The sequence below is a fragment of the Pseudomonas sp. EMN2 genome (genome assembly GCF_009650555.1).
GTDB lineage: Bacteria > Pseudomonadota > Gammaproteobacteria > Pseudomonadales > Pseudomonadaceae > Aquipseudomonas > Aquipseudomonas sichuanensis.
This window is the reverse complement of record NZ_VZZR01000009.1, coordinates 61437-87540: the sequence shown is the minus strand read 5'-3', so window position 1 is coordinate 87540 and position 26104 is coordinate 61437. Positions and strand designations below refer to the sequence as shown.

The following is a 26104-nucleotide window of genomic DNA, read 5'->3' as shown; positions in this document are numbered from 1 at the left end:
CGTGTTGTCGAGGTAGCGCATGGGGTGCAGATTTATTTCCGATTAAGGAGATATTTATCTTTACCAATATTCCCGTTATCGGTAATATTGGTTTCACGCCGACATCCGCGGCTTACGAACTGTACAGGAATGAAATCATGACTAAGAACCTTGTCCGCGACGCATCAGGGGCACTGGCATTTTTGACCGACTGCACGCTGGCGACGGTCCGCAAACTGGCCATGAGTAAGTCCGCATCTAAAGCTGAACTTGTCCGCCAGGTCATCATCGCACAGGCGGGTATCGACTCGATGATTCAGTTCGGGGTGGATTGCTCCAATGGCCGAGCTACCGAGGTGGTAGCACTCGGCGGGAGCGTCGAAACCTGGGCTGAGCAATTTAAGCCGTAAGCTAAAAAGCAATTCGCCATCAGCGCTCAATGCCCCGGTTTTCGGGGCTTTTGGCGTGAGAGACGGATACCTTCGGGTGCGACTCGATCAGTATCAGCAGCATACCTGTTTGGCGCGCTCACAGAACGCATCAACCATCGTATTCGTGGCTTGGTTGAACAAGGGGCCGAGGGTGGTGCGCACCAGAGGGCCGGCGTACTCAAAGGAAAGGTCGAGGCTGATCTTACAGGCCTTGTTGCCCAGGGCCTTGAAAACCCACAGGCCGTGAAGCTGCGAAAATGGCCCCTCCTCCAGGTTCATCTCGATCGACTGGCCGGGCACCAGCTTGTTGCGGGTGCGGAACTGCTGGCTCATTCCGGCCTTCGAGATATCGAGCTTCGCCACCATTCCGGTTTCGGTCGACTCGAGCACAGTTGCGGCCGAGCACCAGGGCAAGAACGCTGGATAGTTGGCCACATCGTTCACCAGGTCATAAAGGGCTCGCGCTGGGTATGGAAGAAGCGCAGAGCGTTGAATACGCGTTGTCATTGGTTGCTCGATAGTGGTCACTGGTGAGCTCAGCATTCTCAGTGATGACGCACAAGCGGGCAATGACCGGGGCCAAGGGGCGCAGTTGCCAATGGTTCAGCGAACGCATTACAGGTGCTCACGCCTGGACAAGGGCCGGATTAATATTTCCGATAAAGGTGATATTCTTCTTGTTTAATATTTCCGCTATGGGTAATATTTATCTCGTACCGAACCCCACTTCCTGAGATGGCTAACCATGGATCCACGCATTGGCATGCTGAACAACGGCTCGTTCTACGCTTTCGTAGCAGGCTACGCCGCGGAGCCCGTGGTCGGCTCGCTGCACCTCGTTGAGGACGCACTGGGGCTGCCTCGGAGCCCTGAGGCTCAAGTCGCCATGCCTGAAGCCGCTGGCGCCGAGAAACAGCTCTTCAACGTGGTGTTGCGATTTGAGTACCCAGCGTGGGATGAGGTCGAAGGCATTCGCTACCCCGACATTCTGGCCGACTCCAAGGCGCAGGCGAACGCCTGGGCGCGAGCCCTTGCTGATCGCGACGGCCACCTCTGTGGCGGTAAGGGGCGTGTCACGTTCACCGCGACGCCGCATTAACAGGTCCCGCCCGGTACGCCGGGCAACATCTGCCCTATTCAAGCAAGTCGCCCCTACTGCGGCGCATCCAAGTTCACCAAGAGGATCAATCATGTACTCGAACGGTCAAGTCAACCAACTCTTCCAGATGATCGGCGCGTTGCAGCAAGAACCATCCGAGGCGCTCCAGGCGTTCGTTCGTGAACTCGCCCCGTCCACTGCCCTCCAGTCCCTCATCCGTGAGGAGCAAGAGCGCGCCAAGGCGGTGCAAGGGTTGCTCCGCGAGGTCGAGGTGCTCATGAGTCGCAAGCAGCAGGTGAAGCTGGGCGTTCACGAGCACAAGCACGGTGAGAGCCTCTATTTGTACCTCGTGCCGGCCATCAACAACTTCGGCAAGGAAGATTTCGCGGAGCTGCTCGAAGAAGAGTTCGACGAGGAATTCGAAGTGCTGCGGGTGGAGGACCTCGACGAGCCGGAAGTGATTAGCCCGAAGTACACCTTCAAGCACACCGTCGACTCTTATCGCGCGATCCTTGAAAAGAACCCCGGCAAAGTCATCCTTCAGAACGAATTCAACGTAGCGTTCATGCTCGACGGCGATCTGGTGGGTTGCACCCTCGTCAATGGCGAAATCGTGCTCGCCGAAGTCTACGACTTCGACAGATCGGCCTTTGACGACGAGCGCGGTGGTTGGAGCGGCGCAGAACAGGAAACCGTCGAGTACATCGAGAACCCGCGTTTCTACTGGCCCAAAGAGGGTGTGAGCAGCCAAGGCCTTTTCGCCTACATCGAAGCCACGAAGGTCGCGTCTACAGAAGCCTGAAGTACAACCAGGGCCGGCTGGCGCCAGCAGCGACGGCGCCGGCCTGCAACCACCTCCACAGAAACCGCCCGGATAAGATTTGCCATGACCAGCGTTGAAGAGATTGCAGCCAAACTGAGGCTTTACGGTGTGCCAGTGATTGAGTGCTTCGAGCCCGACGAAATGTGCGATGGCGATATCACGATCACCCCCAGCATCCGTGTACAGGTTCCAGAGGATCCGCGCTCAGTTTGCATCGTCGAGGAAGAGGATGGTGCTTTCTTGTTCGGTGAGTTCATCTCCGACCTTAGCGAGGTGGCTAGACAGCTGATTTCCAAGCTCCCTGCTGCGCCTCACGACGATCGCCAGCCCCAAGGTTGAGCCGGCGCCTCGTGTCAGTGGCCCGCACGCCGGGTCATCTAGGCCCAAGTGCATTGATCGGAATAGGCCCCCATTCTCCTTAGCGAGGTGGGGGCCTTTCCATTCATACCGCTAGAATGGGCCAAAAACCCCAGGGCCTGCGCCCCTACGCATTCTATGAGTGGACCCAATGAGCGAAAGCCGTTTTCAGCATGCCGACCCCCTGCCCCACACCAGCACACCGACGTTGCTGCCATGAGCCGCGGTTACCGTAATGGTGTTGGTGAACTAGCCCCTAAGCTGACTCTGCCCTCCAGCTACCAGCAACGCTTGCGCATCGCACTGGCCGAGATCGAGGAAGCGCCCAGTGTCGAATCGTGCCGGTTGGCCAAACAGCTCGCGATTGGCTTGGTCGGGGGCCTGGAGTTGGCCAGGGCATTGGAGCCGGAGCGCATTGAGCGGCTGTTTATCTTGGTCGACGACGTGGCCGCCGCGCGTCTGCTGGCGCTTGGCGAGATAGGTTGATCGTTGAGGCGGCTTAGCCGGAGAGTAATGCAATACCCTTGATAGTTCCGTTTAACGGAACTATAATGGATCATGTGATACAGCGCCCCACCCAAAGGATAGCGACGATGAACCGCCAAGTACTTTTGAATCTGCAAGGCATGACCTTCACCGAGCAACAGGCTCGCGACTACTACGGCGACCGCTTCGACGTCACCCAGCTGGTATGGGTGACCATCGACGAAGACGGCCAAGTGGTCGAGGCCTAACAATCACCGCCTGAGCAGAGCCCCGCGGGGCTCTGCTGTTCCAGGTCCCGCCGGGAAATACCATGCCCATCGAACAATGTACTTACTGCCAGGCAGAGCTCGAGGAGTCGCAGATCGGTCTTTGTGACGACTGCCAGCCACAAGACGAAGCCAACTCCGAATGACCCGCTCCGCGGTTTGTTGGACCAACAAGGATAATGAGCCGTGAACTACAAAGGCTTTCGCATTGAGAATACCCCCGCCTACATCTGGCGTATCTACTGCTGGGGTTCCCATGCTGGGCATAACCACGTGGCCTGTTGGTATGTTTTTGATTCCGAGGGGAAGAAAGCCACCGGGGGCTACGACTCAGGCAACAACACGCGGAGTGGTACGGTTGATCTCGCGCGCCGGAAGGACGCTAAAGCGTGGGTAGATGGGTACTGCGCCTATCGCGACGAGCCTGAAAACCGTCATCTCTGCGCCGATGGATCCGCCGTCTATGCGCCTCATTACGCCCGCCGAACGCTCGACACAGAGCTACAGGCATCTTTCGACTCGGGTTATTGGGACGCACAAAGACAAGCGAAGAGGACCGCCAAGATCGGCTGACATGCTTTGGTACCAACAGGGGGCCCGATGGTGCGGGCCAACCTCGTTGGGTTTGGATAGGTAAAGCTGCGAACATCATGAATTGAGAGGGCGACACCATGGCAAGCTTTGTGGTCTACCACACACCTCGTACTGGCGCAGGCTATTTCCTGCGCGGTGAAGACGGCGATTATGGCGGAACGTACCACCCCGAGGAGGCCACGCCGTTCCCAACGCTGGCCAGTGCCGAGGAGGTGGCTGGCGCTTACGGCGCGATCGGCTCGGCCAGCTGCGTGCTGCAGCTCACCGACGAAGCCTGAGGGATCGGGGATGGCCAAGCAGAGAATCCACCTCACGCCGGCCGAAGCCGCGGCGAAAGGGTGGCTTTGCCAAAAGCACCTCAGGGCCGACCGTTTGATGCCTGGGCTACACACCCGGCCTGCTGGAAGCGTCTGGCAAGGTCGTGGCGCCTACGATGTCTACGATCCAGCCGAATGCGTTCCTTGGAAATGGGAACCAGGCCCGACGCAGCTTCGCCGACAGGCTGTAGCTGCGCGCGCCCAGGAGTTGATTGGCGGCGACGGGCTGGCGGTTGTCCTCGACACCGAGACCACGGGAGTGGGGCATGACGCTGAAATCTGTGAAATCACGATCCTGGACTCGAAGGGCACGCCGCTGCTCGATACGCTGGTGCGCCCTACCCAACCGATCCCAGCCGAGGCTACAGGGATCCACCGTATCACTGACCATATGGTTGCCACCGCGCCGGCCTGGCCAGAAGTTGCTGACCAGTACGCTGCGATCGTGGCAGGTCGAACGGTCGTTGCCTATAACGCCCCCTTTGACCAGCGGCTGCTGGCGCAGACGCACCAGTTGCACGGGCTCACAGCGCCAGAGGTGACTACTGCCTGCGCAATGCTGCTGTATGCCTCATGGAACGGCGAGTGGGTGGAAGGTCGCTACGGCAGTTCGCAGTGGCGCTGGATCAAGCTGGCAGAGGCTGCTCGAGAGTGCGGCGTGCTTGAGGACGGCGCGCACCGCGCCCATGCCGACGCCAGGATGACCCTTGGAGTTCTGCGCTACCTGCAACGGCGCACGAACGGAAGACGGCCGCCACGCCCTAAGCGCTGATGGCGCTGTTCAGCTGCACCACAAGCCTCGGCGATACCGGGGCCAAGCCATTAGAAGCGCCGGACAGTTCGGCGCGTAGTGAAGGAAGTTTTCATGAAAGTACTGCTCATCGGCCTGATGGCTTTCCTGCCTGTAACGGTCATGGCTGCCAATTCGGTGGTGGTCACCGGCGACTCGAACGTTGTCATCAACGGCAAGGGCTACTCGGGTAGCAACATCACCGTCGACGGCGACAACGTCATTGTCGACGGGAAGCGCCAGGATGGCACCCTGTCAGGCCCTGTCAGCATCGTGGTAAATGGCAATGCCGAGATGGTGAAGACCAGTTCAGGGAGCGTCCAGGTAACGGGTAACGTTGGCCAGGTCGAGACAATGAGTGGAAACGTGCGCACCAAGGGAGACATCCAGGGCAGCGTCAACACCATGTCGGGCAGCATCGAGGCCAGAGCCATACGAGGCAACGCCAGCTCGGTATCGGGAGACGTAACGCAAGGCGAGTGAGCAAAACCGGACAACTCTGCCCGTAACGGCGCACAGCCCGCCAGCGGGCATGGTGAAGCCTCCCCCATCGCGAACGGGTGCCGCATGCGCCCCGCACCTATCCCCTACCCTCTCAAACAGTCGTGATGCCACTCTGCAGGTTCATTCCATCACAGCAGAGGCATCCACCGATGAGCAGCGCAGCAACCCCCTTCTATGCAATGATCGACGGTGACCAGGTCCAAGGTTGGGTCGCACAAGACAAGCGCTCTTACCGGGCTTGGGGTGCGTTCCGCAGCAAATTGATAGTCACCCATGGCTGCTCGAGCAGCCAAGCGGTAGATCGCTGGCGCGAGGCTGCCAGGTACGCCGCGAATGAATGAACGGCCACCGCCGGCCGCACCTGGACAGGAGGACCCCGTGAAAGATATCTCCCCCACCATCGACCCAGCTGCGCACGTCCGCGAAGCTGAGCTCGCCGACCTCCCTTACATCCATGCCTGGCTGACCAGGGAGGCGCATGGCGCCGCAGGCTTCATCAACAACTGGGAAGGGATCACTGCAGCCTGTATCGAACGGGAGATGCTTGTGTGGGGCAACTTGGGCGCCCCCGTCGGGTTCCTTACTCGTGGGATCACCCTCGACACCATTCTGCAGGTGCGGAGCCAGGACCAGGGCCGCGGCATAGGTCGAGCGCTGGTGCAGCGAGCCCTGGCCAGCGAGGAACGGGCGAACAACGCGGTGCTCGTGATCCAGTGCATGCCTGAACGGTCAGTGGAGTTCTGGCGTCAGATGGGATTTGAGCCGCAGCGTCCCCGGCGCGAGCGCCGGACCAGCGAATCCATCTACATGCAGCACCTTTCGACCAAGCGCCACCAGCTCGCTGGCGCCGGCGAGGAATTGCAATTGTTGGTCGTCAGCACCTATCCAGAGCACGTCCTGTACATCGACAACCAGGTGCACCAGATACCGGCCGACCGAACCCATTACGTGATGGCGGAAATGGACCTTGAAGCGCGCACCCTGAAGCTGGCGCATAGAGTGTCAATCGCACATGAGCCCGCGCTGGGAGACCCAGTTGTTGAGGTGCTATGGGGCGGCCTAACGCTGCTGGTGAAGACGAAAGCCAAACGTTCTGCTGCCGCTGCTGCTGGAGTGACCCCCACGCCGAACGGGTGGGGTTGGTACCTGGATGAGATCAAGGTACCTGACAGTTTCGGTGCGGACTAGCGCGAGCGGTAGACGCCCGCCTTTTGTCGTGTGATTGGTCGTGGGCTTCAACCCGCGCCCTGCCTGCACCCAAACCCAAGATAGAGGCCTGTCATGCAGCGCGCATGGTTCGCGTTGTCCAACGCCTCAACAACGCGCCGCGCCAAAGGTCCGAGTCGGTTTGGCCAGTAGCTCATCTGGTACGGTCTCCCAAAGGTAGAGGCTGGCGCCTACTGACCTATCTTCTGAGGTGCGGGGCGAATGCGGCGTGACTGGTCCGCCAGGCGCCCATAGATCTCACCATTGGGTTTGAAGGTGCCGCCAGCTGCACACACGACCCGACCGGACTTAGTCACGCTTTCAACTGTGGTGTTGAAGACCAGCTTCGCGCCACTGAAGACGCCCACCGCGTCGCCGGCCTTGAGGGCCCCAGTCCAAGCGATTACTTCCTGTTCCTTCATGACGATTACTCCTGGGTGACAGCTGGGGCGTAGTGACTATTCAGGGTCCGCTTTACTACAGGCTTCAGCGTCCAGCCGGTGGAGCGCTTGTATTTGGCGGCGAAGTCATCGACGGACAGCCCCAGCAGCTTCGCATCGTACTGGTACCGCCGGATGATGTCCGCGCAATCCTCGCCCACGTGTCCGATCTCGACAATGTGGCCCTTGACGATTCTAAGCCCGCAGCAGGCGCACTGGCGCCGCTCGTTCGTAGGTGGGCTGACCATCTTGCCGGACAGAAAGCATTTTTGACGATCATCGAAGCGGCGCATGGTGCTCCTCGCGAACACAATTGTATTACATGACGATAATACTAACAGCCAGTTTTATTGCACGAAAGCACTTTCTCTCACTTGATTCTGTATATACACTATCAACCATAAACGTACACACGGAGTCATCACCATCATGATTAGCAGCGAAGAACTCAACCGCCTCATTCGTCGCGCAGAAGCCAAAGGCGCACTGGTGCAGGTCACATACGACCAGGCCGCGCAGGCAGAAGAAGGTCGCTGGATCATCGACTCGGTAAGCGTGATCGGCCTGGCTGGCATGAGCCCCTTCGAGCGCCCTGCCCTCGATGCCGGCGAGCACCTGCGCAAAGCGCTTGGCGTGGAGGAGCAGTTCGAATCGGCTGTAGATGAGTTGCCTGGCCAACTCGACGCGATCGCCAGTGACGCCACCTGGAATGGCGCAGTACTTCGCCACGTGCTGACGCTGCCAAACATCCCGAGAGACTACCGCGAGTGCTGCCGCCGCTACCTGAATGGCATACGCATTGAAGGTGACCGTTTCCGCCTGCAGGAGCTCGCCATTTTCCTGCGCACGCCCAAAACCATCACCTGTTCGTTCAACGGCCGGCAAGCACATGCTGCATGGGATGTCATCGAGCCGAGCCCAAGCGATGACAGCGACCTCTACGTGGTGACTGTCACGGTCGGTGACTACCACACGCTGATGCGCCTGCCAGCCTTCACAGAGCAGTCTGTCATCAAGGCGCTCGAGGGCTGTCGCTACCTCACCCACTAATGCCGGGCCCTGCTCACGCGGGGCCAGCCGAAAGCCCTTTCCCACGAGAGCGGCTTTCGACTGATTTCACGGTTCACAAGTATTGGAGGCATTTCCCATGGAAGCGAATCTGCCGGCAAGTGCCGACCTGCGCAGCACGTTAGAGAGCAAGTTCGTCGAGGTGCTGCAGCTGGCGCCTGGGTTCAAGTCGAGCGCAGCCCCAACCAAGTGGGCGGCGCTGTTGTACGCGGCCATCGAGCCGGTGCTCGACTTTGAGGTCGCGCCAACTGCCCAAGGCAACCCGCACCTCATAGCGGTAGCTGGCGCTTTGAGCGAAGACACCCAGGCGATCCGCCTGCAGGCCGTCACAGAGTTCTGCAGCTACATGATCGGCCAGGTCGACCCTGATCAGCGCCCGAACGAGTTCGCCCTGGAACAGTGGGTGGCAGGGTGGGACAAAACGAACAACGGTGACGGAGCGCGCAAGCTCCCGCCGGCGGAGGTCGAGTGATGGGTGCTTTGATCGGCTGGACACGGACCCGCCCGCGCCACTATCGGCATGAAACCGGCGCCAAGGTGTTCCCTGCGCGCGAGAGCGCCGACGGCTGGTCTGCAGTCAGCGCTGGCGGTGAACGGTCAGAGGGCTGTGCTTCGCTGGCAACAGCGATGCGCGTTGCCCTGGGCGGCCATCCTGCTGGCGCTGAGACACAACTCGCCACGGGCACTTAAGGTGCGTATCGTGCAGCCCTCTCCAAGATCAGGCCCACGGGGTGACCATTGAGCCAGCTGAAAACCTTCACCACCGACGCCGAAGACGGCTCCCGCACTATCGTCGCCACGACCTCACCGACCAGGGCCTCAAAGCTGCTTGGAGTGAAGTTCGCCGAAGTCGGCACTGCCAGCGCCAGCGACGAGTGCGAGCTTGCGCTTTCTGATCCAGGGGCGGTGTGGCGTCTTCAGCCAGGCGGCTCCAGCTGGAAGAAGATATCGAATGCCAGCAAGGCTGCCTCCTTCCCACCACAGGGCGGCGTGCGGCCTGGAGCTGGGCGGACGACCGGCGAGAACGGGCCAGTAAAGATCCGCTCTGTCCGCCTTGACGATGTACACCACGGACGCCTGATGAGTTACGGCGGAACCGAGTACCTCAGGAACGTGTTGGACGCCGAACTCCCCCTCGACGCGGACGAATGGAAAGCGCTGGGTGAGAAGGGTGTTGACTGGATACGCGCTCAACTGAAGCCCACCAGGACCAAGGCAAGATAGGGCTTGGAGCGCCTCCGCGGCAGCGGTAGAGTCTGGAATGTCTCCTCAGCGGTATGCTGTTGTAGGCGACCTAACCCAGCCAGCGAGGCAAGTATTAGCACCCAGCGTAAGAGCACCATCAGCGCCAAGATTGACCGCCAGATGGAGGCCACCCTGACGGATGTCCTCGAGTCTGTGGCCAACGGCACTCTATCATTCGCGAACAACGCCCAGGCGGCGCGCTGATCGTCGAGCACTTGACCTGCGACCTATGGGCCGCATGGACGCTGTGAGCCCAGACATCTATCGCAAGATGACAACGATCCTGTGTGACCACTTCAGGTTTGTGCAGCCGGTCAAGCTTGGTCGAGCCGGCACTGCTAGACACCGGTAACCACCTGCAGGAGCGCGCTGGCGCTTGTGGTGGTCAGGGTAGGTCCTTCGGACCTGGCGGGGGGAAGATCAAGAGCAAAACGCGGACAAAACAAAGGGGCCCTGAGGCCCCTGTGGGATTAGCTGGTGCGCGCACAGCCTCAGCTGACGGCCTCAGCCCCTTCTAGCATTTTCAGCTGCTTGTCGTCAGCGTTCGCTGGCGCCGCCTCTTTGCCCTGCTCAGGATCGGTCGGAGGAGTGGCGAGGTTCTTCGCATCCAGTTCAGCTTTCAGCGCGCGGAGCTCGTCCAGTTCGTCGGCGGTGACGGGGAGATAGAGCTTGTCGCCCTCGACCTTGACCTGATCCAGGCGGCCAGTGAGCTTGGTGAAGCTGTTGCGCATATTGTCGACCACTTTCTTCGGCAGGCTGGCCTTGATGGCGCCGCTCTTGATAAGGTCCTTGCGTTGCACTGGGCGGGGCGGATTCAGGGCTTCAGTCTGCTCGATTTCCTGCGCGCCATCCTTCGAGTTCTGCTCTTGCTCGTCAGCAGGCACCTGTGGAGTGCTTTCTACTGGCTCTGGTTCCAAGCTCAGAGCAGCTTGCGGCTGTTGCGTAGGCGCGGCCTTTGCCGAATCGCTATTGCTGGTCAGCGCGTTCATGTCGTTCTCACGCGCGTCGATCACACCTTGGATCATGTTCACGCACTTGTCACCGAACATGTTGAACAGTTCAAGCGCCAGGGTCACCTTCACGTAACCTTCGTTGATGAGCTTCTTGAGGGCGAGAGGGAAGTTAACAGTCGCTCGCAGCTGGCGAACACGCTCAGGCGTGCCACCAAACTCTGCGGCAATTTCCGCATCGCTCCAGCGCCACGCGTTGTACTGAGCGTAGATGTCGCCACGAGCGATCGGGGTGAAGTGCAGGCCGCCGTTCGCGTGCAACTGCACCTTCAGCTGCTGGGTTTCGTCACCATCGACCTGCTCTACACGGTGTCGACGAATCACCGCACCTTCAGATTCCGCCAGGGCAATGGCACGTACGCGGCAATGGCCGTCACGCATGTAGACGACGCCGTTCCTTACCACAACCTTAAAGGGCGGGAACCGATCGCCGCGCTTGTAGCCGTCAGCCAGCATCCGGATATGAGCAACTACTGCTGGCGATGTGTAGGTGCGACGGTTCTTGAGGATCCCGGTTTCCTCTTGAATGATCCTCCAGTCCATGTCCCAAGCGTCGACACGCTTGATCAACTCTGCTGCTTTGTCCTCCACAAGAGCGTCAGTTGCTTCCTTGAGTGCGCTGATGCTCTGCGCCTGTTCGCGAGGCTTTGCAGGCTTTTTTGCAGGCTTTTTTGCTGCAGGCTTTACGGCTGGGTTTTTCGCGGTCATCTTCAAATCCCTTGTGAAAGTTAATTGCGTGCTGTTTCTGTTGGCTCATAGTAGCGCGCAGCCCCGGGGCATGCAAATAAATTCGCATCCTGCGACCAAATTAATTTCTTGGCGCTCTACACCGCAACAGCAGACCGCCCCACCCAAACTATCCGGTCGAGGTGCTCCATTCAGGTGGCTATCAGCGTTGGTGGTTACCCCTGCGTAGTGACGGGGCGCACCCGAACACCTTCAGCGGTGGGCTCGTAATACTGGCTCATCCTCGCGGCGTATTGATGCGCCTTCTCGATAATCTTCACCCGACTGTAGAAGTGAGCCTTGGTGAAGCCAGCTCGCGCAATGACTGCCGCCGCCGGCTCACTCTTAACCAGGTGGTCATGCAGTGCCTGGATGGCTTCCTTACCCTTGATGCCCGTTCCAGCGACCAGTCCGTCCAGGTGGTCAGCTGTGATTGAACCTGGGGTCAGTGGCGCTGCCAGGGGTGGTGCTTCGTTCTCGCTCATAAAAATCCCGCGGTCTGATGGTCGCGGGAGTATACACATATCTGTTTACGACCCCGCCAGCAGAATCGCAACCATGTATGTATGGGGTGCGCTGCTGGCGCCGACCTCACCCTACCAGGCGAGCTCAGGTTGCTCGGGCTGTACGCTGGCGCTGATGGGGATCGGGGTGGCCTGGCGTTTCGGGATGGGGATATTGTTTTCGATCAGGAATTTCTCAGCTAGGAGCCGGAGCGAGTTGCCGCCCGTGTCTAGGCGCTCAATTAAGTTGTCCTGAGGGTTACGGACGCCCTCGATCTGCTCTTTCTTGATTCCAAGCACTTCAGCCATCAGCGGGTCGGTGCCTTCGTTCGACATCAAGTAAAAAGCCTGGACAGGGTGCAGCTGATCGTCGCGGTGGACACGGCCTGTTCCCTGCTCGTGCACAGCAGGCGACCAATCGAGCTCGCCATAGACCACAGTGCTGCAATGGTGTTGGAGTCCGTCAATGCCAGCTGAGGCGCGCAAGCTGATGATCATGACGCGGCTCTCGCCGGTCTCGAACGCCAGCTTTGCTGCTTGCTTCTGGGTTGGCGACTCGGTGCCGGTGTACCAGCTTGGGTTGAATTCTGCGAGCTTCTCGGCCCAGATCTGGTACACGTCTCGATGCCACCCAAAAAGCAGCACCTGCTCGCCGCTCTCCACCAGCAGCTTCACGAACTCGGCCACGTACGGAGCCTTCGAGATGCCAGTAGCGTGCCTGAGCAACACATCCAGTTGACCGGCCGCCTGCATGCGCTGCCCGCGGAAACCCTCGTGGCTCGCCAAAATGGTTTTGGCCAGAGCGATCGCATCACCCTTTACCGCATCCAGAACTTTCGCATCGTGCTCGATCTCGTGAACGATCTTCGAGAGCGCTGGAAGTTCACGGCCGACATCTCGACGTGTGCGCCTCAACATGATGCCTTCACGCCGTAGGTAAGCACCGAACACCTCAGGCTCCCTGAGCTTCGGCTTCTCATTCGACCCAGCGCTGATGCACCACTCTCTTAGGAACTCATGGTAACTGCCCAGCGCGCCAGGCGAGAGGACGTTCACGACATGGAAGAACTCGCCACCGTAGTTGAAGATTGGCGTTGCGCTCAGCCCCATGCGAGGGGAGGCTCTCTCGGCCATGTGAACGCACGCCTTATAGATCTCGGTACCAGGGTTTCGCAGTTGCTGGCACTCCTCGAATACCAAGTACTTTACGATCTCGCCAAGCACATCGGCCCAGCCACGGAGCTTGTGATAGCTGATCAGGATGACATCGGGGAGAGTGTCCCAAAGATCTTTGATGCGCTGGCGCGGCTTCTTGATGAGGGGATATGGTGCACCTGTCCGGACACGGTGCACCCGCAGATTGGGCAAGAACTCCGCCAACTTTTCAGGCCAGTGGTTAGGAAGCGACGCTGGATACACGACCACCGCTGGAAGGTTGCCAGGGATCGTCATCGGGCACATGGCGGTAACAGTTTTCCCGAGCCCTACATCATCAGCGAGGAGCATACCGCTCCTTATGCCGAGTTGAGCGGCAGCATAGCGTTGGTACTCACGCGGAGGCCTCGACAAGTCGAAAGGCGGCAACTCCATACGCCCGGCGACCAGTTCCGCCATGCTCACCTCGAGCTGGACATGCTGTTCCGCCAAGGCCTCGAGCTCATCTCTGTCGGCCCGTGAAACCTCCATGGGGTAGCGCTCCATAAACCAGAGCAACTCGCGGCTGTTCTCAGCTGTCGCCTTCAGGTGCTGGGTCTCGCCGGCTGACTGAGGCATACGAGGGAACACACGCTTCAGCCTCGCCCGTACCTGCGGCTCGCAAGATATCGCCCAATCAGTGCTGGTTCGCTTTATGGCCCCATAGGTCATGCTCATAAGAATTGCCTCGTGAGCTTGATCATCTCGAACGGCTTGCCCTGCCATACAGGGCGATGTGTGAAGGGCTCTGCTGCCCACCTAGGGGTGCCCGCTAGGATCACGCCATGCACCTGGGGAAGATTGATATAGCGATCGACCTGGTGCAGCGCGTGCGACATTGATCCGTCTACCTTGACCTCTATCACGACGTTACCCACCCAGAGGTCGACACGGTTCTTGGCATCCACACTGTACTCCCGAGTGCACTCATAGCCGTGCTGCTGAAGCACGTCGGCCATTCGCGCCTGCAGGTCTGCTTCATCACTGAACCTGTAGCCGTAGCGAACGAGCAGATTAGCAATTGAGTTGATCTTCAGCCTGGCCTCGGCAGTCATTCTTCGCCGTCCTCTTCGCTGTCGGGGGTACCACCCTGCGGTGCAGGCTTGCCGGCTTCTTCGATCACCATCATGCGCATTTCATGTGGGTGCTTTTCAGTGCCGAAGCACCCAAGGCGAAGCGAAGGCTTGCCCCAGGCATTACCCTTGCATTTCGGCACGGTGCAACAGAACTTCGTCTTACTGGATTTCTTCGCCGTATCGACACGCTCAATCCCCAATTCCTGCAGTCTTTCAAGGGGAGCCCGAGCAAAGACCTTCATCCTGGGCTGTGCATCATCAGCTGGCGCTGGGGGACTGATAGGGATCACCTCGGCTGGTGCTGGCGCCATGAGCCCGCTGCCACCCTCCCCTTTCACGGTGCCCGCCTCGAACTCTTGAGGTGAGGATGCGTCATCGCCCACTTCCTCGAGAAGCGGAGCGGCGACTAATGCTGCTGGGCTTGAATTTTGGGTAAGTTCTTCCAGGGCAGTTGGCGCCGAGGACAGATCCATGGCTGGCGCCGCTGGGGTGTGTTGTAGAAGCGGGTCGTCCTCCGCCGGCGTATAGCGGTCTAGCCACGAGAGTCGAAATGCCGTGTCGACCAACTCAGTTGTTGCCTGGTCGAACTTGCCCCCGTCGATGATGTAGACATCTACGTTCTCGCCCGTACGCTTTCCACCAGGCATGCCTGTTTCAGACGGCATCAGTCCGATGGCCTCGCACATGTCGGCCCATTCGCCGTTTCGGTACCTACGGCGCGGAGGCTTGTGAGAATTCAAATACTGGTCCAGGGCAACCATTTCGCGCGCGAGGATGCTCAGCGTCCGTGGAATTGGATGAAGAGCGAACCACACGGGGTTGAGTGATATCTCATGCGCGAAGTCACCGCTGCCTGCAGCTGGAACAAATTGATTGGCGCTGAAATGGCCGAGGCTGTTGTGCTTGCGCTGAAGGGTAATCATCACGAGCGGCAAACGACCTTCAAAAAGGTGCTCGTTGTAGAAACGATACGCACGGCTCAACTCCGCGTACGTGTCCTTGGTTGGGTCGACCACGACCCCCTCCTCGCCCTGGGCTAGATCCGCGACCGTTTCGAGAGATGTCATAGGGGGGGCCTCAAAGTTCGCAAGTAGCGTTTATCAGAATGAATTATCAGATAGCGATTGACAGCGTACAATTACATTGCACGGTGATATTACGCGCTTTGACCATACCCTTTCCACCTAGAGAGAATGGGTCGTAAGCCTCCAGCCTGCTTGAGCGAAGGTTTTACAGCGCGTAATATAATCCTATGTTGTTAATTCGGAGCAGATGATGGCAATTACCGTGGTGTGCATCACCCTCGCAGATGGCGGGCCTTCGCCCAGGACGATCCTGATTAAGGACACAAGCGCCGAGAACCTTATCATGGTTGCCGATCGCTTCATGTCTCTCTACAACGAGCACGCCCGCGTGAATGGTGACGCTTTTGTGGAGTTGAAGTGCTATGTCGACGATAGGGAGGTGCCGATGCTCACGCTTGTCGAGCAGGCCTCGTCAGCATATGCCGCGGTCCGTAGAAAGGTCTTCGGCGACAAGGGGTTCGTGGTCGTGAAGCATGAGGTCTCGGTCAGGCACTTTATCGCGCAGATCAGCAGCGGCAAGGGCATGCTCGACCAGGCACCACCGAAGTGGGTTGGTCTAGTCGTGCCTCCAAAACAGGCGAAGGCAAGGCTTGAATTGTCCCTGCCCACCCAAGATCCCGTTCAGGCGATTAATACGCCAACGGTTGCAGAGTCGCTGGCGCCAGAGTCCGAACCGATTGTGGAGCCGGCTAACGACGCCTCCGATGCGCGGCCACGTCGCATGCGGCCTGGAAACCTCGGAAAGCTTGGCTGCTGAATGGGCAGGGAGGTATTCTCCCCGCCCTCCCCGCTCCTCACTCCTCGTGAACCACCTCAATCGGTGGCTCTATCAAGCGATCCCGCACTGCCCCCTCCTCAATCTTCACGCTCGCCACCTGATCGCCCAATACTTCCTGCGCCTGGTATCGGGCGCCACGCTTTCCTGCACGCATGGCGATGAATAAAACGCTCGGAGCTGATGGAGTCATGGCCAGAAACTGGTGGCGCCGAATGCGTTGGACCAGTGGTGTCGGGCTGGCGGTTACTTTGCCAGCTTTCAGCCTGTGAGTGAGTGATGGGCCTCTGATCGCTGCCAGCAGCCCGTTCCATCCTGGGGTGCACATCCTGGACAAGACCCCTTGCCCCTCATCAGCACTGCTCGCCGATCCACGCACGCTGAACCACTCCAGGGCGAACCATGGAGTGCGTAGACCGTGCAGTTTGACCGCACCACCGTATTGGATTTCGTCATTGAACAAGCGGTCGCCCATGCATCACCTCGCTGATCGCTAATGCCGTGGATGAGCTGGTTTTGCAATCAGCTCGATAGGATGGCATTGTACGTTGTTAGCGAAATCGTGTAACTGTATGAATGACCAGTAGGAAAATCAAAGATCACTGCTGTAGTATCCTGCGGCGTTGTACCACACGAATAGAAAAAACGTACTACAGCAACACGCACGCCCGACAGTGTGAAACTTGAGGGTGGGGTTAAGTGCGCTCTTTTAGCGGAGGGCGAACTTTCCCATTGTTAGTTCCACTGCCTGTGGCAGTGCCTTGTCATGCTTAGGGGGGATTCGAGCAAAAAAAACCGGCAGTTACATCAGAGACCTTAGGATCGCTGGCAGGCGGATCGGTCGAAATGCAAAAGCCGGGTTATTCTGGACCTACAGAGCTTAGCGGAGCCCTGTAGCCGCAATAATCCAATATCGTGGAATTCAGGTCAAGCCTTGAATCACGAAAACCTGCATTTCCTCTCAAATACCTCCCCTCCTCACCCAAGTTGCTTTGTAAACCGTGCCTGCCGCGCACTGATGCTCTTCAAAGCAATGACCCGCCCTAACTACTCCAAGCGCCCACAGGCCGTACTCGACTTCAAGGCATCCCTAAAAGCGCGGCTCGGCCTCTTCGAGACAGATCCCGAGATCCTCCCAGAGCTCGCCTACCTGCGATCCCTGCGACGTACGCGCTGGGACGCCAGCACCGACTACTACGGTAACCGCAAGCATTACCTGGCTTATCGCGCGATGCGAGAAGCCAAGGAGGCCGGTCGTCCAGTTCCACGGTGGAACTCTCCACAGGCCGATACAAGCAGCTATCCGCTGAAGGCGCGCATTCAGATAGAGCGTGACACTCGCGGTGGACACATGATGCACAAGCAGCTGCGCCGCAGCATCTCCCAGGTCATGCAGTACCTGGTTGATCGGTGCGACATGGTGAGCGGCCTCTGCCTTAGTGTTCGCAAGAGGCGATATCGGGAGTTGTACGTTCGAGAGATCGCCCAGGCAACGCAGCTTGGCAAGAGAACTGTCCAGCGGGCGCTCAGTAACCTCGCCAAGCATCAGCTGATCAATCGTGGAGTTGCGCTGATTGGCATCACGCCACGCTTCTACAAAGCCATGGGCGTGATGACCGCCGCCAAGGTAATTGTTCGCAGCCTGCAGGATCTGGCTCGCATCCCAGGCTACCGAGGCCTGGTGGTAAACCCTGAGGGGATTGTCCCTCACAGGAATTTCCATCGCTTCAATCGTGCTGGCGCCCTTCGCCCATCAGTCCGCAAGTTGATTGCAAGCCTGAGCGTAGGCGGATTAGCTTCCGCGCCAACTGCGGCAAAAGAAGAAGTTCCACAGTGGAACTCTACCTCTGGTACCGCCCCTCCCCCGCCCGCGACCGGCCCACCTCCCGCTGGGCAGATCGACAAAGACAAGCGCACTGGCATAACTGCGCTGGCTAGCCTGAAACGGATATTGAACGACTGACCCAAGCAGTCGCGGATCCGCTCGCCTCCTAAACAGCCCCGCTACGACATTTGCATCCCTCTCGGCGACTGACATCGCATCGGCGCGCAGCACCACTGTACCGCACCCATATTTACCGCCCTGCCCTGACCAAAACTCTCGTTGAATGGTGCTTGTTTGCGCTGGCGCCATTAAGCCGGCGTCAATGTACCCACAAAATCAGGCACCCCAGTATGCTCAAACCAGGCACTCTATAAAGCGTAGCTTCAAGAAAGTAAGGAGCAGAGAATCGACCCGCGACCCATTAGGCGGGTCATATCCCAGATCGCTCAGATCGCTGCGCTCGCCTCGACGCACGGAGGTGGCCGAGCGCAAAAAAGAATGCGGTTTGAGCCAGGTGAGTTCCACGGTGGAACCCACCGAACCCCATCGCCGAGTAGCAGCTGCCCTGGCCCCGCGCCTAGGCTATTCGGTCGCAGACAAGCACGGGCTTGGTAGCACGGTGACCGTCGCAAGCGGTGCCACGGAACCATCCATCTCAATCGGTAGACGCCACACCGCCGCTATCAACCGGACCAACCACCGCTTCCCTCATGCATGCCGACGAGTTGAGGCTCTAGCAGGTAACCTGGCCAAAAGGCTCGCACACCTAAGCCCACTGCGGCTCTGGCGATGTACGCCACACCAGAGCCACGATCTCTTCTGCGCTGGCGCTCGCGCAGGACGCCGGTCGACTGTGCTACTGCATGCCCAATCAGCCCGGCGAGCATGCCTCCAGCAACTGGTTGAAGCTGAGCGAGCCCCATAGACAACGAGTTCCACCGTGGAACTTGCGAGCTTAACTGCCCTAATCAAGCTATGGCACGAACAGCCCAGCATGCCTCCTCAATCGACTGCAAGTCGGCGTCGGTTCAAAGCCTAACTACACGCAGGCCTTCGACCACCTCTAAGACCAGGAGACTTGGATAGCTGTCATACCCTTGCATGTTCGTAGCAGCCATTGAAAGTCGCATGCGGCCTGCCTATTACCAAGGAGCAACATCCACCGAGACCATACTCCACTACGCTGCAAACAGGTTTTGGCGACGATTTGGCTTTTTGTGACCCGTCGCAATAGGAAAGTTCCACGGTGGAACTAGGCAGGTGAAGGCTTCACTGTCGAGCCCCCATCGGAGCGTACGATCCACCTGGGCTAAAAAGATCATAGCTGACACCCTCGAGGCGCAGAGGCGTCTCCTTGGCAGCAATCGATGGAGGCAACCAAAACCCACAGTGAAACACTGCTGGGCCAAAGCGATCCTTCTGCCGGGCTCGCTTCTGCAAGCAGTGTTCGCGCTTAGATGGAGAGCCTCGGCGGAACTACAGCAGCCATGGTTGAGTTCCACCGTGGAACTCTAGCCCAATGTCTGCCCGAGGCGACAATAGAGTCGTCCAGCGATAACCGCGCATAGCCATGCCGCACCTTGTCACCTGGCGGTGCTGAAGGGAATGAAGGAGATGCGAGCTAGGTCCAACATGGCACGTGGATAGAATGGGGTGGAGGCACTCCTACATCTCAGCAATGCAGCGCATGTCAACGTAATGGCAAGGCCACGTCGGTGTGCGCATACACTCATCAGCTACAGCCGCTGCGCACGATCCACACTGCCCCTCAGAGCCAATGGCAGGTAGGCAGCAAGCGGGGTCGGCAAAGTTCCACCGTGAAACTCTGAACGAAGCTTCAGACCCACAAATATCCAGCGCAAGGAAAGGGCTAGAAGGCCGATAACCATCTGCGTCAAGCTGAGCAGCCAGCTAAGCCCAGGCTCACTATTGGTGGGCAATACAGATGCTGCTTGGCAGCTGGAGGGGCAAGCTTACTGTCGCAGCGTACGACGCCCGCTTCCCTCAAGGGCGACTCCAGCGGGAAGCACCATTGGCGTTACTCCGCGGGGACGAGGGATGCCAAGGTCTTTTTGCCTGCAGTTCCACCGTGGAACTGTAGGTATCCCTCATGCATACAAACGACGACCCACGCAGAGCATGATCTTGGGTCAGCTTTCGCGCCGCTCAAGCACAGCACTGGAACAAGGCAGCCACATCTGACGTGTACCGTCAGAGGACAAGGCGGATGCTGCTAGGGCGGGGGCCAATCTCACTGTCAGTTAGCTTGGTTGACATACCCAGCGCTAATCATGGCAAGCACTATGGTGCGAGTAATGGAAGTCCCGATCAGCGGCCGGCCGGCTGGCTACAGCTTTCTGTGTTAGCGCAACACTCACATGATCACTGCGCCCTGGTCATAGACGCCACTACCATGCAAGAGGTCTCAGAATCAGCTTCGAGACTCGCCCTGGCCGGCGGCGACCAATCTCAGGAAAGTAGTAGCTCAATGTGCTTCGACTACTGGATGCCGCGGCTTGCACTGTGCTGATCCTGAACAATCGGTTGAGGTGTGACTGGCATGACCGCAACCGTTACCCAATTACTCCTCCCAATGAACATAGCGAAGCTCGAAGCCCCATTGCTGGTGACGCCGAAGGGCCAGCGATGCCGGCTTAGACACTACAGATCAAGGGTGGGGAGGGTGGCCCTGCATTGACATCCTCTTTGATCATTCCGTCGCGCGCCGACGTCTCAAAGCTTTAGCGCCCAGGTCGATCACTTCGAATGAATGCTAAGTGGGACTGGGCCCTTTGGATGTCCACCTCTAAAGGACATCACCTATTGCTAGCCATCACACCAACCCCAGGCGCTAAGCCTGCATCGCGGCAGAGCCAAACTAATTGCAAAGCTACACATGGCGCTGCCTCACACAGCGAGCAGCAGGCGCCAACTCACTGTGATTGCGCAGCACGGTATCAACTGCCCAACACGGATCATAGTTCCACGGTGGAACTTTTCTGCACATACTGGCAAATGCATAGGTATTTGATAGTTGCCTAATGCGAATTGCATGGGTTCGTATCCTCGCGGAATTCTTCGTAACCAGTCATCTTGGGCCGCGTACACACTTAGGAGTAGTCCTAGTGATGCGAAGCTGTACGCTACAGTCCTCCCACCCCGTGCTAGCGCATTCTAGGCGCTAGCACGGGGTGCCAGCCATCGTGCAGCCCTGAGCCTTAAGGGAAGCGGACGCCAGGCTGCTATTGCATCGATACAGACTGTTTAGGGCAATGCTGACCCCTGGCGCGACAGATCAGCGGGGCGCCAACCGGCCAGATACGGAGTTTCTGTGCTGCCCACTTATGGTTGGATAATGGGGTGACCGGCGCAGTCAGTGAGCGTCGACGCGCGATCCTGCTTGAACAAGTTCGGTAGGACTATAAATTCCATGTTGGCACTGCGACTCTAGAACTTGCGTGCGGTAGCCGCCCAGCATGCCCTGTTTGCACAGCATCAATCTGCGGCGTCCACGCATGAGAATTGACCGGTACTCACAGATCATTCACCAGGCGCGCTTTATGGGTCAACCATGGTACGACCCGACTTGAAGTACGTGCAGCGTCCTGATGCGCAATAACACTAGGCCTGGACAGCGGCATAGCTTGGCGCTTTGAGGCATTGGATGGACGGTTAAGAATTAGCGAGGGACCCACCGGCACGAAGGCATGGCCGTATAGCGAATGGCGCGCATGTCTTCAGCGGAAGATAATTTAAGTAGGGATAGGGTAGGGCGGTGGAGGGCAGGAAGCGAGGTTACAACAGTGGTGGCTTGCCTAATCATTGCGTTTGGATCGTACGATCCAAAATGACTTGAGTTCAGCCAAGGCGGGGTGAAGGTGTAAGTGCCAGGATTATGGGGCAGGGCATCGATAAAATCTACCCCACCCCCGTAATTTATGAACCGATCCAGAAACTGGCAACCCCATCCGGCTGCCCATTTGCCCGAGCCCTTGCTTCCGTGTCAAGCAATGCCTGGGCCAGAGACTCCCTATTCATGAACTGGTCCCGCAGAGGGTTGGCTGTTCGATCCCATAACTCAATGGCATCAGCGTCACCTGGCCACGGTGCAGGAAGCATGAAGGAATGTTCTCGATCAAGGGTGGCTTGCCGCGGCCCGTAATAACTTTGGTTGGTGATCATTGAGTGCCCCAGAAGGGCCGCTATCTCATAGTGGGTGAAGGCGCCAGACCGGCGGGCCTCCTCTGCAAAGACATGGCGCGCAGTGACGAAGCTGATGGAGTTACCTTCGAGAACAGCCGGACCAGATGTTGAGCGCGCCGCTCCGACAAGCTTAGCCCTGTTGGCCTTTGATATTTCTGCATGGACGTGGGTGATCGGCACCTGTGCGCTTTTAAGCACTCGTCTCCATGTCCTTCCGAGGAGCTTCCGCCTGCGCTCATAGAACTCGTCAAATGCCCCCTCATCTTCATGCTTCTGGACAATACCCAGGAAGATCTGAAGCGCGCTCAGTTGCTGCGGCGGCCACCCATCAAGTACCAGGTAGCGTTTTTCCTTCAACGGGTTGTCCTCGCGGCGACCAGACTGCTTTAGCGACTTGACCTCCAGCACCTTCGCCTGCGTGCGGTTTGTGTCGGGGTCGAAGTGGTTCTCAAGGTACCGCGCGTAGGGCCATTCGTGTGGGCGGAGGCCTGTCCACACCGTGCACATGAACCACATTGCCGTTTCCATGCCAGCGATCTGGTTCCTGGAGGGATTTCCTTTGCTGTAAGCGGGTTCTGGAGGCATCAACTCAGCGATGAGCATGTTGAGTACGGGCTCACTCACAAAGGACAGGTAACGGTGATTGTTTTTCGACGAAGCGACGAAGAATGCCTCGTCATCAATCTCGTTCCGCAGCACATAGTCCGCGCTCTCAGCGGCAACAATCACTTTCTCATCCCTTTGCGCCGGGGGTATCCATGAGCGCAGCCGCTCCGTTTCCTCACAGCCGATCGACTCCAGATAACTGGCCACCCAACGTCGATAGCAAAGGGCGGTAGAGCCCGATAGCCCTTTGGAAAGCACCCGGTCATCTAGCCACTCGACTAGATCACTGACCCGTACACCGCGAGCAATCTCTGCGGCAGTCCGATTTGCGCCGCCTAGCTCGGAGGAGGGCATGCACTGAGGTCTCTCATCAAAGAAGGTCTTGAGGATCCCACTGGCTCGGGAAGCAATGTCAGAACTAATCACCACAAACCACCTCGATCAGATACGAAGAGGTGACAGCCCAGGTGATGCTGAGCTGCCAACGCAAATGTCTGTATCACCAAAAAAACCAAAAACGTAATAGATTCGGGACATTTTAAAAAAGTCCAGACACCGATACAAGGCCCTGTCCGTAGGCTGATACATGAAATGTCCAAAGGCTGATACGGAAAATGTCCATAGCCCGATACGAACGCGATGAAGATCATCGAAAACTCAGAGTTGACCAGCGTTAGAACCCAACGTGTTTGACGGACTGTAGGGGGAGGGTAAGGGGCGTATTCAAACGGCAAAGATACGGCGCTAGAAAACCATATGTACGCCATTTCAATGGCACAGATTCGAATCGGAGAGCGAGCAGGGGCCTCTTGATCGGATGTGGTGCTCTTTTGACATTCCTATGGCATTGGAATGGCGTTAAATCGCCATTGTTTTGGTCCGGCCGTGAGCGCGTCAGAAATGCACTATGGAACGACCGGATGCTGGCCAGGCCTTGGCTGGAAGGAGTACGCGGAACAAGCGCGGTAACGGCACAATGGCGCTCAACAGCAATAGCAGCTACACCGGCAACACCAGCAACACCAGCAACACCAGCACCACCAGCAGCACCGCCAGTCTGATCGTCCCCAGCGATACAGTGCTTGGGACCGGAGCGATCAGTGCCGCGGCCAGTAACGTCAACATCGAGTGGCCGAACAGTGTGCAGGGTAATAACTACCTGACGCTTTCCGGTACCGTGGACAGCGCAGGTCCCTTCTGGACCTCACCGGCGGAACTCCTACTGTGGCGGCACCGATATGCAGGCTGGCCACCTTGTAGGCGGCAACAACCCAGTGCTGGATGTCGGGGGACTGGGAGTGGCGACACCAACGACCTTGATGTCAGTACTGCTATCACGCTGGGCAATGTCATCGCCGTCAGCGGCGCACTCAAAGTACCTTTCAACGGGCGCCGCGTTCCGGCGGAGCTGCTCGCCGCCGTTGGCATCGTGAATCAGGCCAATTCTGCTGAACTTGGCCTGTCGGGCAGCAACGGCTATAGCAGCATCCTTCATACGGCACGCCATCTGCTACGCCCTCGCGGGTGCTGGAGGTGAACTGATTGCTGCTGGCAGCATCCAGGGTGCGCAGGGCGTGACCTTCGACGGCACATCGACACTGAAAAAGGCAGGGCAATTGAGTGGCACCAATGGCCTCGCAGGCACCACCAATGTGCAGGGCTGCCCAGTAAGTGGATGGCAGCCTGCCTGGCCTGCAGAGCGGTCGACGTCCGCATGAGAGTGAGCCCGACAGGCTCGGTGGTAGTGACCAGCGATGGGGCCTGGCTGGCACCCTCCGGCAGGATCTTGAGTGTCTGCTCCCTGGGCAGCGGCTGTAACTGCAAGGTCCCTGCGGGCCTCTCAGCGCTGACGACATTAGAGGCGACGGCGTGTATAGGCTGTTCGAGCACTGCAGCTCGCAGACCAAGAACGGCATACCGATCGACAGTTCGTTGGTGCCGGTCAGCGACATCTATTACTGGTAGTCCTCTGTGCGGATTTGGCTCCCTCAATGAGGCCCTACTGCTAAGCCTTCTATAGACCTGCAGCGCAGCGCTACGCACGCTGAGGTCGGCCGCTGATTTGGAACCTGTGGACATAATGCACAGAGCGCTGTCCAAGTCATGGCTATTCGTGTGGCCCTTATGGTTTACACGCGTCGTCCAGCGGGGCGCGGCGAATTGCCCCCTTTTGCGCATATCCACGTTTTATGCTGGAGCAGGCAGGGCTCTTGGCCGCCCCATGGCGTCAAATCCGTACTGCACTCAGTTTTAGCTTTGGCTCAAGTAGCCGCTGGCTAGACGACGGTGACGGTCCGGAGGTTGGCGATGTATCTGGCCTGTCTCTTCGCGGGGGGCCGAAATACCTCTAGAGGTTGTGTCGCTGGCGACATTTGATGGGGCATCAGCACCGCCGGCGCAACTTTCAGCCATCCTGGCATCGGCAGGTGTACGCGACGAGCTTGGCTGGTTTGTGGGCGAGCACGCGAAGTCGACGCAACACCTGGCAGCCCTGCACCTGGCTGAAATCTTGATTGCCAACTCATGAATCTTCCAGCTGAGGTTGATACCCTTACTGTGATGAGCCGCGTATTGGCTGCCCTGATCGAGCCGCACTACCCGAAGGGTGAAGGTGGTCGTCCGGCCTATCCGCTGAGGGCGATACTGCACGTGCATCTGCTGCAGAACTGGTTTGGCTACAGCGATCCGGCGATGGAGGAAGCGTTGTACGAGACCACCATCCTGCGCCAGTTCGCTGGACTGAGCATGGAGCGCATTCCCGACGAAACCACCATCCTCAACTTCCGCCGTCTGCTGGAGAAGCATGAGTTGGCGGCGGGGATTCTGCCCGTGATCAACGGATAACTGGGGGGGCGCGGCCTGTCGCTGCGCCACGGCACTATCGTCGATGCCACGCTGATCCATGTGCCGAGCTCGACCAAGAACCAGGACGGCCAGCGTGACCCGAAAATGCACCAGGCCAAGAAAGGCAATCAATGGTACTTCGGCATGAAGGCACATATCGGCGCCGCTGCCGAGTCCGGCCTGGTGCACATCGTGGTGGGCATGGCGGCCAACGTGGCCGATGTCACTCAGGTCGACCGACTGCTGCGCGGCGAAGAGAACGTCTGTGCCGATGCCGGCTAAACCGGCGTGGAGAAGCACCTCGAGCATGAAGGCTGCCAGGTCATCTGGCAGTCGCGGTCCGGCGCAGTACCTACCTGAAACACGGCAAGCGCAGCCTGCTCTACAAGCAGCCCCGCAAGATCGAGAAGGCCAAGGCGCAGGTGCGCGCCAAGGTCGAGCGCCCGTTTCTAGTGATTAGGCGCCAGTTCGCTTACGTGAAGGTGCGTTTCCGCAGTCTGGCGAAGAACACCGCGCAGCTGACGCTGTTCGCTCTGTCGAACCTACTGTGGATGGCGCGTCGACAGTTTCTGACCATTGCAGGAGAGGTGCGCCTGTAAGGCGAGCAATGGCTGCTGCGCTCTCGGCGGCTAAAAACGCAGCAATGAGCGGA

27 protein-coding genes and 1 pseudogene are annotated in these 26104 nt (G+C 58.6%); 18 read left to right on the top strand and 10 right to left on the bottom strand.

All coding sequences use genetic code 11. The features are described 5' to 3' along the window. Window positions 1–137: 137 nt before the first annotated feature. On the top strand, window positions 138–389 hold the full coding sequence (locus F6X61_RS02730) for a hypothetical protein (RefSeq protein WP_153785275.1): 252 nt from the start codon (window positions 138–140) through the stop codon (window positions 387–389). 93 nt (window positions 390–482) lie between these two features. Here F6X61_RS02730 and F6X61_RS02725 read toward each other — a convergent pair whose 3' ends face one another. Then, complete coding sequence (locus F6X61_RS02725) at window positions 483–917, bottom strand: type II toxin-antitoxin system RatA family toxin (protein ID WP_153785434.1); 435 nt, start codon at window positions 915–917, stop codon at window positions 483–485. Between the two features lie 238 nt (window positions 918–1155). On the opposite strand from F6X61_RS02725, the gene F6X61_RS02720 reads away from it, so the two are divergent. The 10 genes from F6X61_RS02720 to F6X61_RS02675 all read left to right on the top strand — a co-directional run bounded on the left by F6X61_RS02720 (window position 1156) and on the right by F6X61_RS02675 (window position 6834). Further along, entirely contained in the window at window positions 1156–1509 is a 354-nt protein-coding gene (locus tag F6X61_RS02720) for a hypothetical protein (RefSeq protein ID WP_153785274.1), read from the top strand. 91 nt (window positions 1510–1600) lie between these two features. Then, a complete protein-coding gene (locus F6X61_RS02715) occupies window positions 1601–2311 on the top strand; it encodes a hypothetical protein (RefSeq protein WP_153785273.1) in 711 nt (236 codons plus the stop codon). 84 nt (window positions 2312–2395) lie between these two features. Further along, window positions 2396–2671, top strand: a complete 276-nt coding sequence (locus tag F6X61_RS02710; RefSeq protein ID WP_153785272.1) for a hypothetical protein — start codon at window positions 2396–2398, stop codon at window positions 2669–2671. A 234-nt stretch (window positions 2672–2905) separates the two neighbouring features. Continuing rightward, the gene (locus tag F6X61_RS02705; protein ID WP_153785271.1) at window positions 2906–3175 is read left to right on the top strand and encodes a hypothetical protein; all 270 of its coding nucleotides are present in this window, start codon (window positions 2906–2908) and stop codon (window positions 3173–3175) included. Window positions 3176–3282: 107 nt separating this feature from the next. Further along, window positions 3283–3423 carry a hypothetical protein gene (locus F6X61_RS02700; RefSeq protein ID WP_153785270.1) on the top strand — a complete coding sequence of 47 codons (141 nt, stop codon included), beginning with the start codon at window positions 3283–3285 and terminating at the stop codon, window positions 3421–3423. A gap of 204 nt (window positions 3424–3627) precedes the next feature. Continuing rightward, window positions 3628–4014 carry a hypothetical protein gene (locus F6X61_RS02695; protein ID WP_153785269.1) on the top strand — a complete coding sequence of 129 codons (387 nt, stop codon included), beginning with the start codon at window positions 3628–3630 and terminating at the stop codon, window positions 4012–4014. Between the two features lie 98 nt (window positions 4015–4112). Continuing rightward, a complete protein-coding gene (locus F6X61_RS02690) occupies window positions 4113–4313 on the top strand; it encodes a hypothetical protein (protein ID WP_153785268.1) in 201 nt (66 codons plus the stop codon). A gap of 10 nt (window positions 4314–4323) precedes the next feature. Next, on the top strand, window positions 4324–5124 hold the full coding sequence (locus tag F6X61_RS02685; protein WP_153785267.1) for a 3'-5' exonuclease: 801 nt from the start codon (window positions 4324–4326) through the stop codon (window positions 5122–5124). 93 nt (window positions 5125–5217) lie between these two features. Beyond that, window positions 5218–5625: a hypothetical protein gene (locus F6X61_RS02680; RefSeq protein ID WP_153785266.1), complete on the top strand. Its 408-nt coding sequence runs from the start codon at window positions 5218–5220 to the stop codon at window positions 5623–5625. Between the two features lie 399 nt (window positions 5626–6024). After that, window positions 6025–6834, top strand: a complete 810-nt coding sequence (locus F6X61_RS02675; RefSeq protein ID WP_178125747.1) for a GNAT family N-acetyltransferase — start codon at window positions 6025–6027, stop codon at window positions 6832–6834. Window positions 6835–7043: 209 nt separating this feature from the next. On the opposite strand, the gene F6X61_RS02670 is transcribed toward F6X61_RS02675, so the two are convergent. Together F6X61_RS02670 and F6X61_RS02665 are read right to left on the bottom strand one after the other, a co-directional pair. Next, complete coding sequence (locus tag F6X61_RS02670) at window positions 7044–7274, bottom strand: hypothetical protein (RefSeq protein ID WP_153785264.1); 231 nt, start codon at window positions 7272–7274, stop codon at window positions 7044–7046. A 5-nt stretch (window positions 7275–7279) separates the two neighbouring features. Beyond that, window positions 7280–7585: a hypothetical protein gene (locus F6X61_RS02665; protein WP_153785263.1), complete on the bottom strand. Its 306-nt coding sequence runs from the start codon at window positions 7583–7585 to the stop codon at window positions 7280–7282. Window positions 7586–7721: 136 nt separating this feature from the next. On the opposite strand from F6X61_RS02665, the gene F6X61_RS02660 reads away from it, so the two are divergent. The 3 genes from F6X61_RS02660 (at window position 7722) to F6X61_RS02650 (ending at window position 9584) form a co-directional block, all read left to right on the top strand. Continuing rightward, window positions 7722–8342, top strand: a complete 621-nt coding sequence (locus F6X61_RS02660) for a hypothetical protein (RefSeq protein WP_153785262.1) — start codon at window positions 7722–7724, stop codon at window positions 8340–8342. Between the two features lie 97 nt (window positions 8343–8439). Next, window positions 8440–8832, top strand: coding sequence for a hypothetical protein (locus F6X61_RS02655; protein ID WP_153785261.1), 393 nt, complete (start codon window positions 8440–8442; stop codon window positions 8830–8832). A 266-nt stretch (window positions 8833–9098) separates the two neighbouring features. Further along, window positions 9099–9584 carry a hypothetical protein gene (locus F6X61_RS02650; RefSeq protein WP_153785260.1) on the top strand — a complete coding sequence of 162 codons (486 nt, stop codon included), beginning with the start codon at window positions 9099–9101 and terminating at the stop codon, window positions 9582–9584. Window positions 9585–10096: 512 nt separating this feature from the next. Here F6X61_RS02650 and F6X61_RS02645 read toward each other — a convergent pair. The 5 genes from F6X61_RS02645 to F6X61_RS02625 form a co-directional block, all read right to left on the bottom strand. Continuing rightward, entirely contained in the window at window positions 10097–11323 is a 1227-nt protein-coding gene (locus tag F6X61_RS02645) for a hypothetical protein (protein ID WP_153785259.1), read from the bottom strand. Window positions 11324–11517: 194 nt separating this feature from the next. Continuing rightward, complete coding sequence (locus tag F6X61_RS02640; protein WP_153785258.1) at window positions 11518–11826, bottom strand: PapB/FocB family fimbrial expression transcriptional regulator; 309 nt, start codon at window positions 11824–11826, stop codon at window positions 11518–11520. A gap of 111 nt (window positions 11827–11937) precedes the next feature. Then, window positions 11938–13716: a DEAD/DEAH box helicase gene (locus tag F6X61_RS02635; protein WP_153785257.1), complete on the bottom strand. Its 1779-nt coding sequence runs from the start codon at window positions 13714–13716 to the stop codon at window positions 11938–11940. Next, the gene (locus tag F6X61_RS02630) at window positions 13713–14093 is read right to left on the bottom strand and encodes a hypothetical protein (protein ID WP_153785256.1); all 381 of its coding nucleotides are present in this window, start codon (window positions 14091–14093) and stop codon (window positions 13713–13715) included. The genes F6X61_RS02635 and F6X61_RS02630 overlap by 4 nt, the downstream gene beginning before the upstream one ends. After that, window positions 14090–15130: a hypothetical protein gene (locus F6X61_RS02625; protein WP_153785255.1), complete on the bottom strand. Its 1041-nt coding sequence runs from the start codon at window positions 15128–15130 to the stop codon at window positions 14090–14092. Before F6X61_RS02625 ends, F6X61_RS02630 begins: the two co-directional genes overlap by 4 nt. A gap of 259 nt (window positions 15131–15389) precedes the next feature. On the opposite strand from F6X61_RS02625, the gene F6X61_RS02620 reads away from it, so the two are divergent. Then, window positions 15390–15956 (top strand): hypothetical protein, encoded by a 567-nt coding sequence (locus tag F6X61_RS02620; RefSeq protein WP_153785254.1) that lies wholly within the window; start codon window positions 15390–15392, stop codon window positions 15954–15956. Window positions 15957–15993: 37 nt separating this feature from the next. Here F6X61_RS02620 and F6X61_RS02615 read toward each other — a convergent pair whose 3' ends face one another. Continuing rightward, window positions 15994–16449 (bottom strand): hypothetical protein, encoded by a 456-nt coding sequence (locus tag F6X61_RS02615; protein WP_153785253.1) that lies wholly within the window; start codon window positions 16447–16449, stop codon window positions 15994–15996. Window positions 16450–16908: 459 nt separating this feature from the next. On the opposite strand from F6X61_RS02615, the gene F6X61_RS02610 reads away from it, so the two are divergent. Then, entirely contained in the window at window positions 16909–17937 is a 1029-nt protein-coding gene (locus F6X61_RS02610) for a hypothetical protein (protein ID WP_153785252.1), read from the top strand. 3798 nt (window positions 17938–21735) lie between these two features. On the opposite strand, the gene F6X61_RS02605 is transcribed toward F6X61_RS02610, so the two are convergent. Beyond that, entirely contained in the window at window positions 21736–22815 is a 1080-nt protein-coding gene (locus F6X61_RS02605; protein WP_153785251.1) for a hypothetical protein, read from the bottom strand. A gap of 700 nt (window positions 22816–23515) precedes the next feature. Between F6X61_RS02605 and F6X61_RS02600 the strand changes: the two genes are divergently transcribed. Both F6X61_RS02600 and F6X61_RS02595 read left to right on the top strand, forming a co-directional pair. After that, complete coding sequence (locus F6X61_RS02600; protein WP_153785250.1) at window positions 23516–24145, top strand: hypothetical protein; 630 nt, start codon at window positions 23516–23518, stop codon at window positions 24143–24145. A 1034-nt stretch (window positions 24146–25179) separates the two neighbouring features. Then, window positions 25180–26051 (top strand): annotated as a pseudogene (locus F6X61_RS02595) (IS5 family transposase); the annotation flags it as partial. Window positions 26052–26104: the final 53 nt, after the last annotated feature.

What these genes read in the sequence shown, in the direction of transcription:
- F6X61_RS02645 (WP_153785259.1), bottom strand. Translation starts at nt 11,323, where the DNA reads ATGACCGCGAAAAACCCAGCCGTAAAGCCTGCAGCAAAAAAGCCTGCA.
- F6X61_RS02705 (WP_153785271.1), top strand. Translation starts at nt 2,906, where the DNA reads ATGAGCCGCGGTTACCGTAATGGTGTTGGTGAACTAGCCCCTAAGCTG.
- F6X61_RS02640 (WP_153785258.1), bottom strand. Translation starts at nt 11,826, where the DNA reads ATGAGCGAGAACGAAGCACCACCCCTGGCAGCGCCACTGACCCCAGGT.
- F6X61_RS02715 (WP_153785273.1), top strand. Translation starts at nt 1,601, where the DNA reads ATGTACTCGAACGGTCAAGTCAACCAACTCTTCCAGATGATCGGCGCG.
- F6X61_RS02615 (WP_153785253.1), bottom strand. Translation starts at nt 16,449, where the DNA reads ATGGGCGACCGCTTGTTCAATGACGAAATCCAATACGGTGGTGCGGTC.
- F6X61_RS02730 (WP_153785275.1), top strand. Translation starts at nt 138, where the DNA reads ATGACTAAGAACCTTGTCCGCGACGCATCAGGGGCACTGGCATTTTTG.
- F6X61_RS02690 (WP_153785268.1), top strand. Translation starts at nt 4,113, where the DNA reads ATGGCAAGCTTTGTGGTCTACCACACACCTCGTACTGGCGCAGGCTAT.
- F6X61_RS02620 (WP_153785254.1), top strand. Translation starts at nt 15,390, where the DNA reads ATGGCAATTACCGTGGTGTGCATCACCCTCGCAGATGGCGGGCCTTCG.
- F6X61_RS02600 (WP_153785250.1), top strand. Translation starts at nt 23,516, where the DNA reads ATGGAACGACCGGATGCTGGCCAGGCCTTGGCTGGAAGGAGTACGCGG.
- F6X61_RS02660 (WP_153785262.1), top strand. Translation starts at nt 7,722, where the DNA reads ATGATTAGCAGCGAAGAACTCAACCGCCTCATTCGTCGCGCAGAAGCC.
- F6X61_RS02635 (WP_153785257.1), bottom strand. Translation starts at nt 13,716, where the DNA reads ATGAGCATGACCTATGGGGCCATAAAGCGAACCAGCACTGATTGGGCG.
- F6X61_RS02720 (WP_153785274.1), top strand. Translation starts at nt 1,156, where the DNA reads ATGGATCCACGCATTGGCATGCTGAACAACGGCTCGTTCTACGCTTTC.
- F6X61_RS02700 (WP_153785270.1), top strand. Translation starts at nt 3,283, where the DNA reads ATGAACCGCCAAGTACTTTTGAATCTGCAAGGCATGACCTTCACCGAG.
- F6X61_RS02710 (WP_153785272.1), top strand. Translation starts at nt 2,396, where the DNA reads ATGACCAGCGTTGAAGAGATTGCAGCCAAACTGAGGCTTTACGGTGTG.
- F6X61_RS02670 (WP_153785264.1), bottom strand. Translation starts at nt 7,274, where the DNA reads ATGAAGGAACAGGAAGTAATCGCTTGGACTGGGGCCCTCAAGGCCGGC.
- F6X61_RS02725 (WP_153785434.1), bottom strand. Translation starts at nt 917, where the DNA reads ATGACAACGCGTATTCAACGCTCTGCGCTTCTTCCATACCCAGCGCGA.
- F6X61_RS02685 (WP_153785267.1), top strand. Translation starts at nt 4,324, where the DNA reads ATGGCCAAGCAGAGAATCCACCTCACGCCGGCCGAAGCCGCGGCGAAA.
- F6X61_RS02630 (WP_153785256.1), bottom strand. Translation starts at nt 14,093, where the DNA reads ATGACTGCCGAGGCCAGGCTGAAGATCAACTCAATTGCTAATCTGCTC.
- F6X61_RS02655 (WP_153785261.1), top strand. Translation starts at nt 8,440, where the DNA reads ATGGAAGCGAATCTGCCGGCAAGTGCCGACCTGCGCAGCACGTTAGAG.
- F6X61_RS02680 (WP_153785266.1), top strand. Translation starts at nt 5,218, where the DNA reads ATGAAAGTACTGCTCATCGGCCTGATGGCTTTCCTGCCTGTAACGGTC.
- F6X61_RS02665 (WP_153785263.1), bottom strand. Translation starts at nt 7,585, where the DNA reads ATGCGCCGCTTCGATGATCGTCAAAAATGCTTTCTGTCCGGCAAGATG.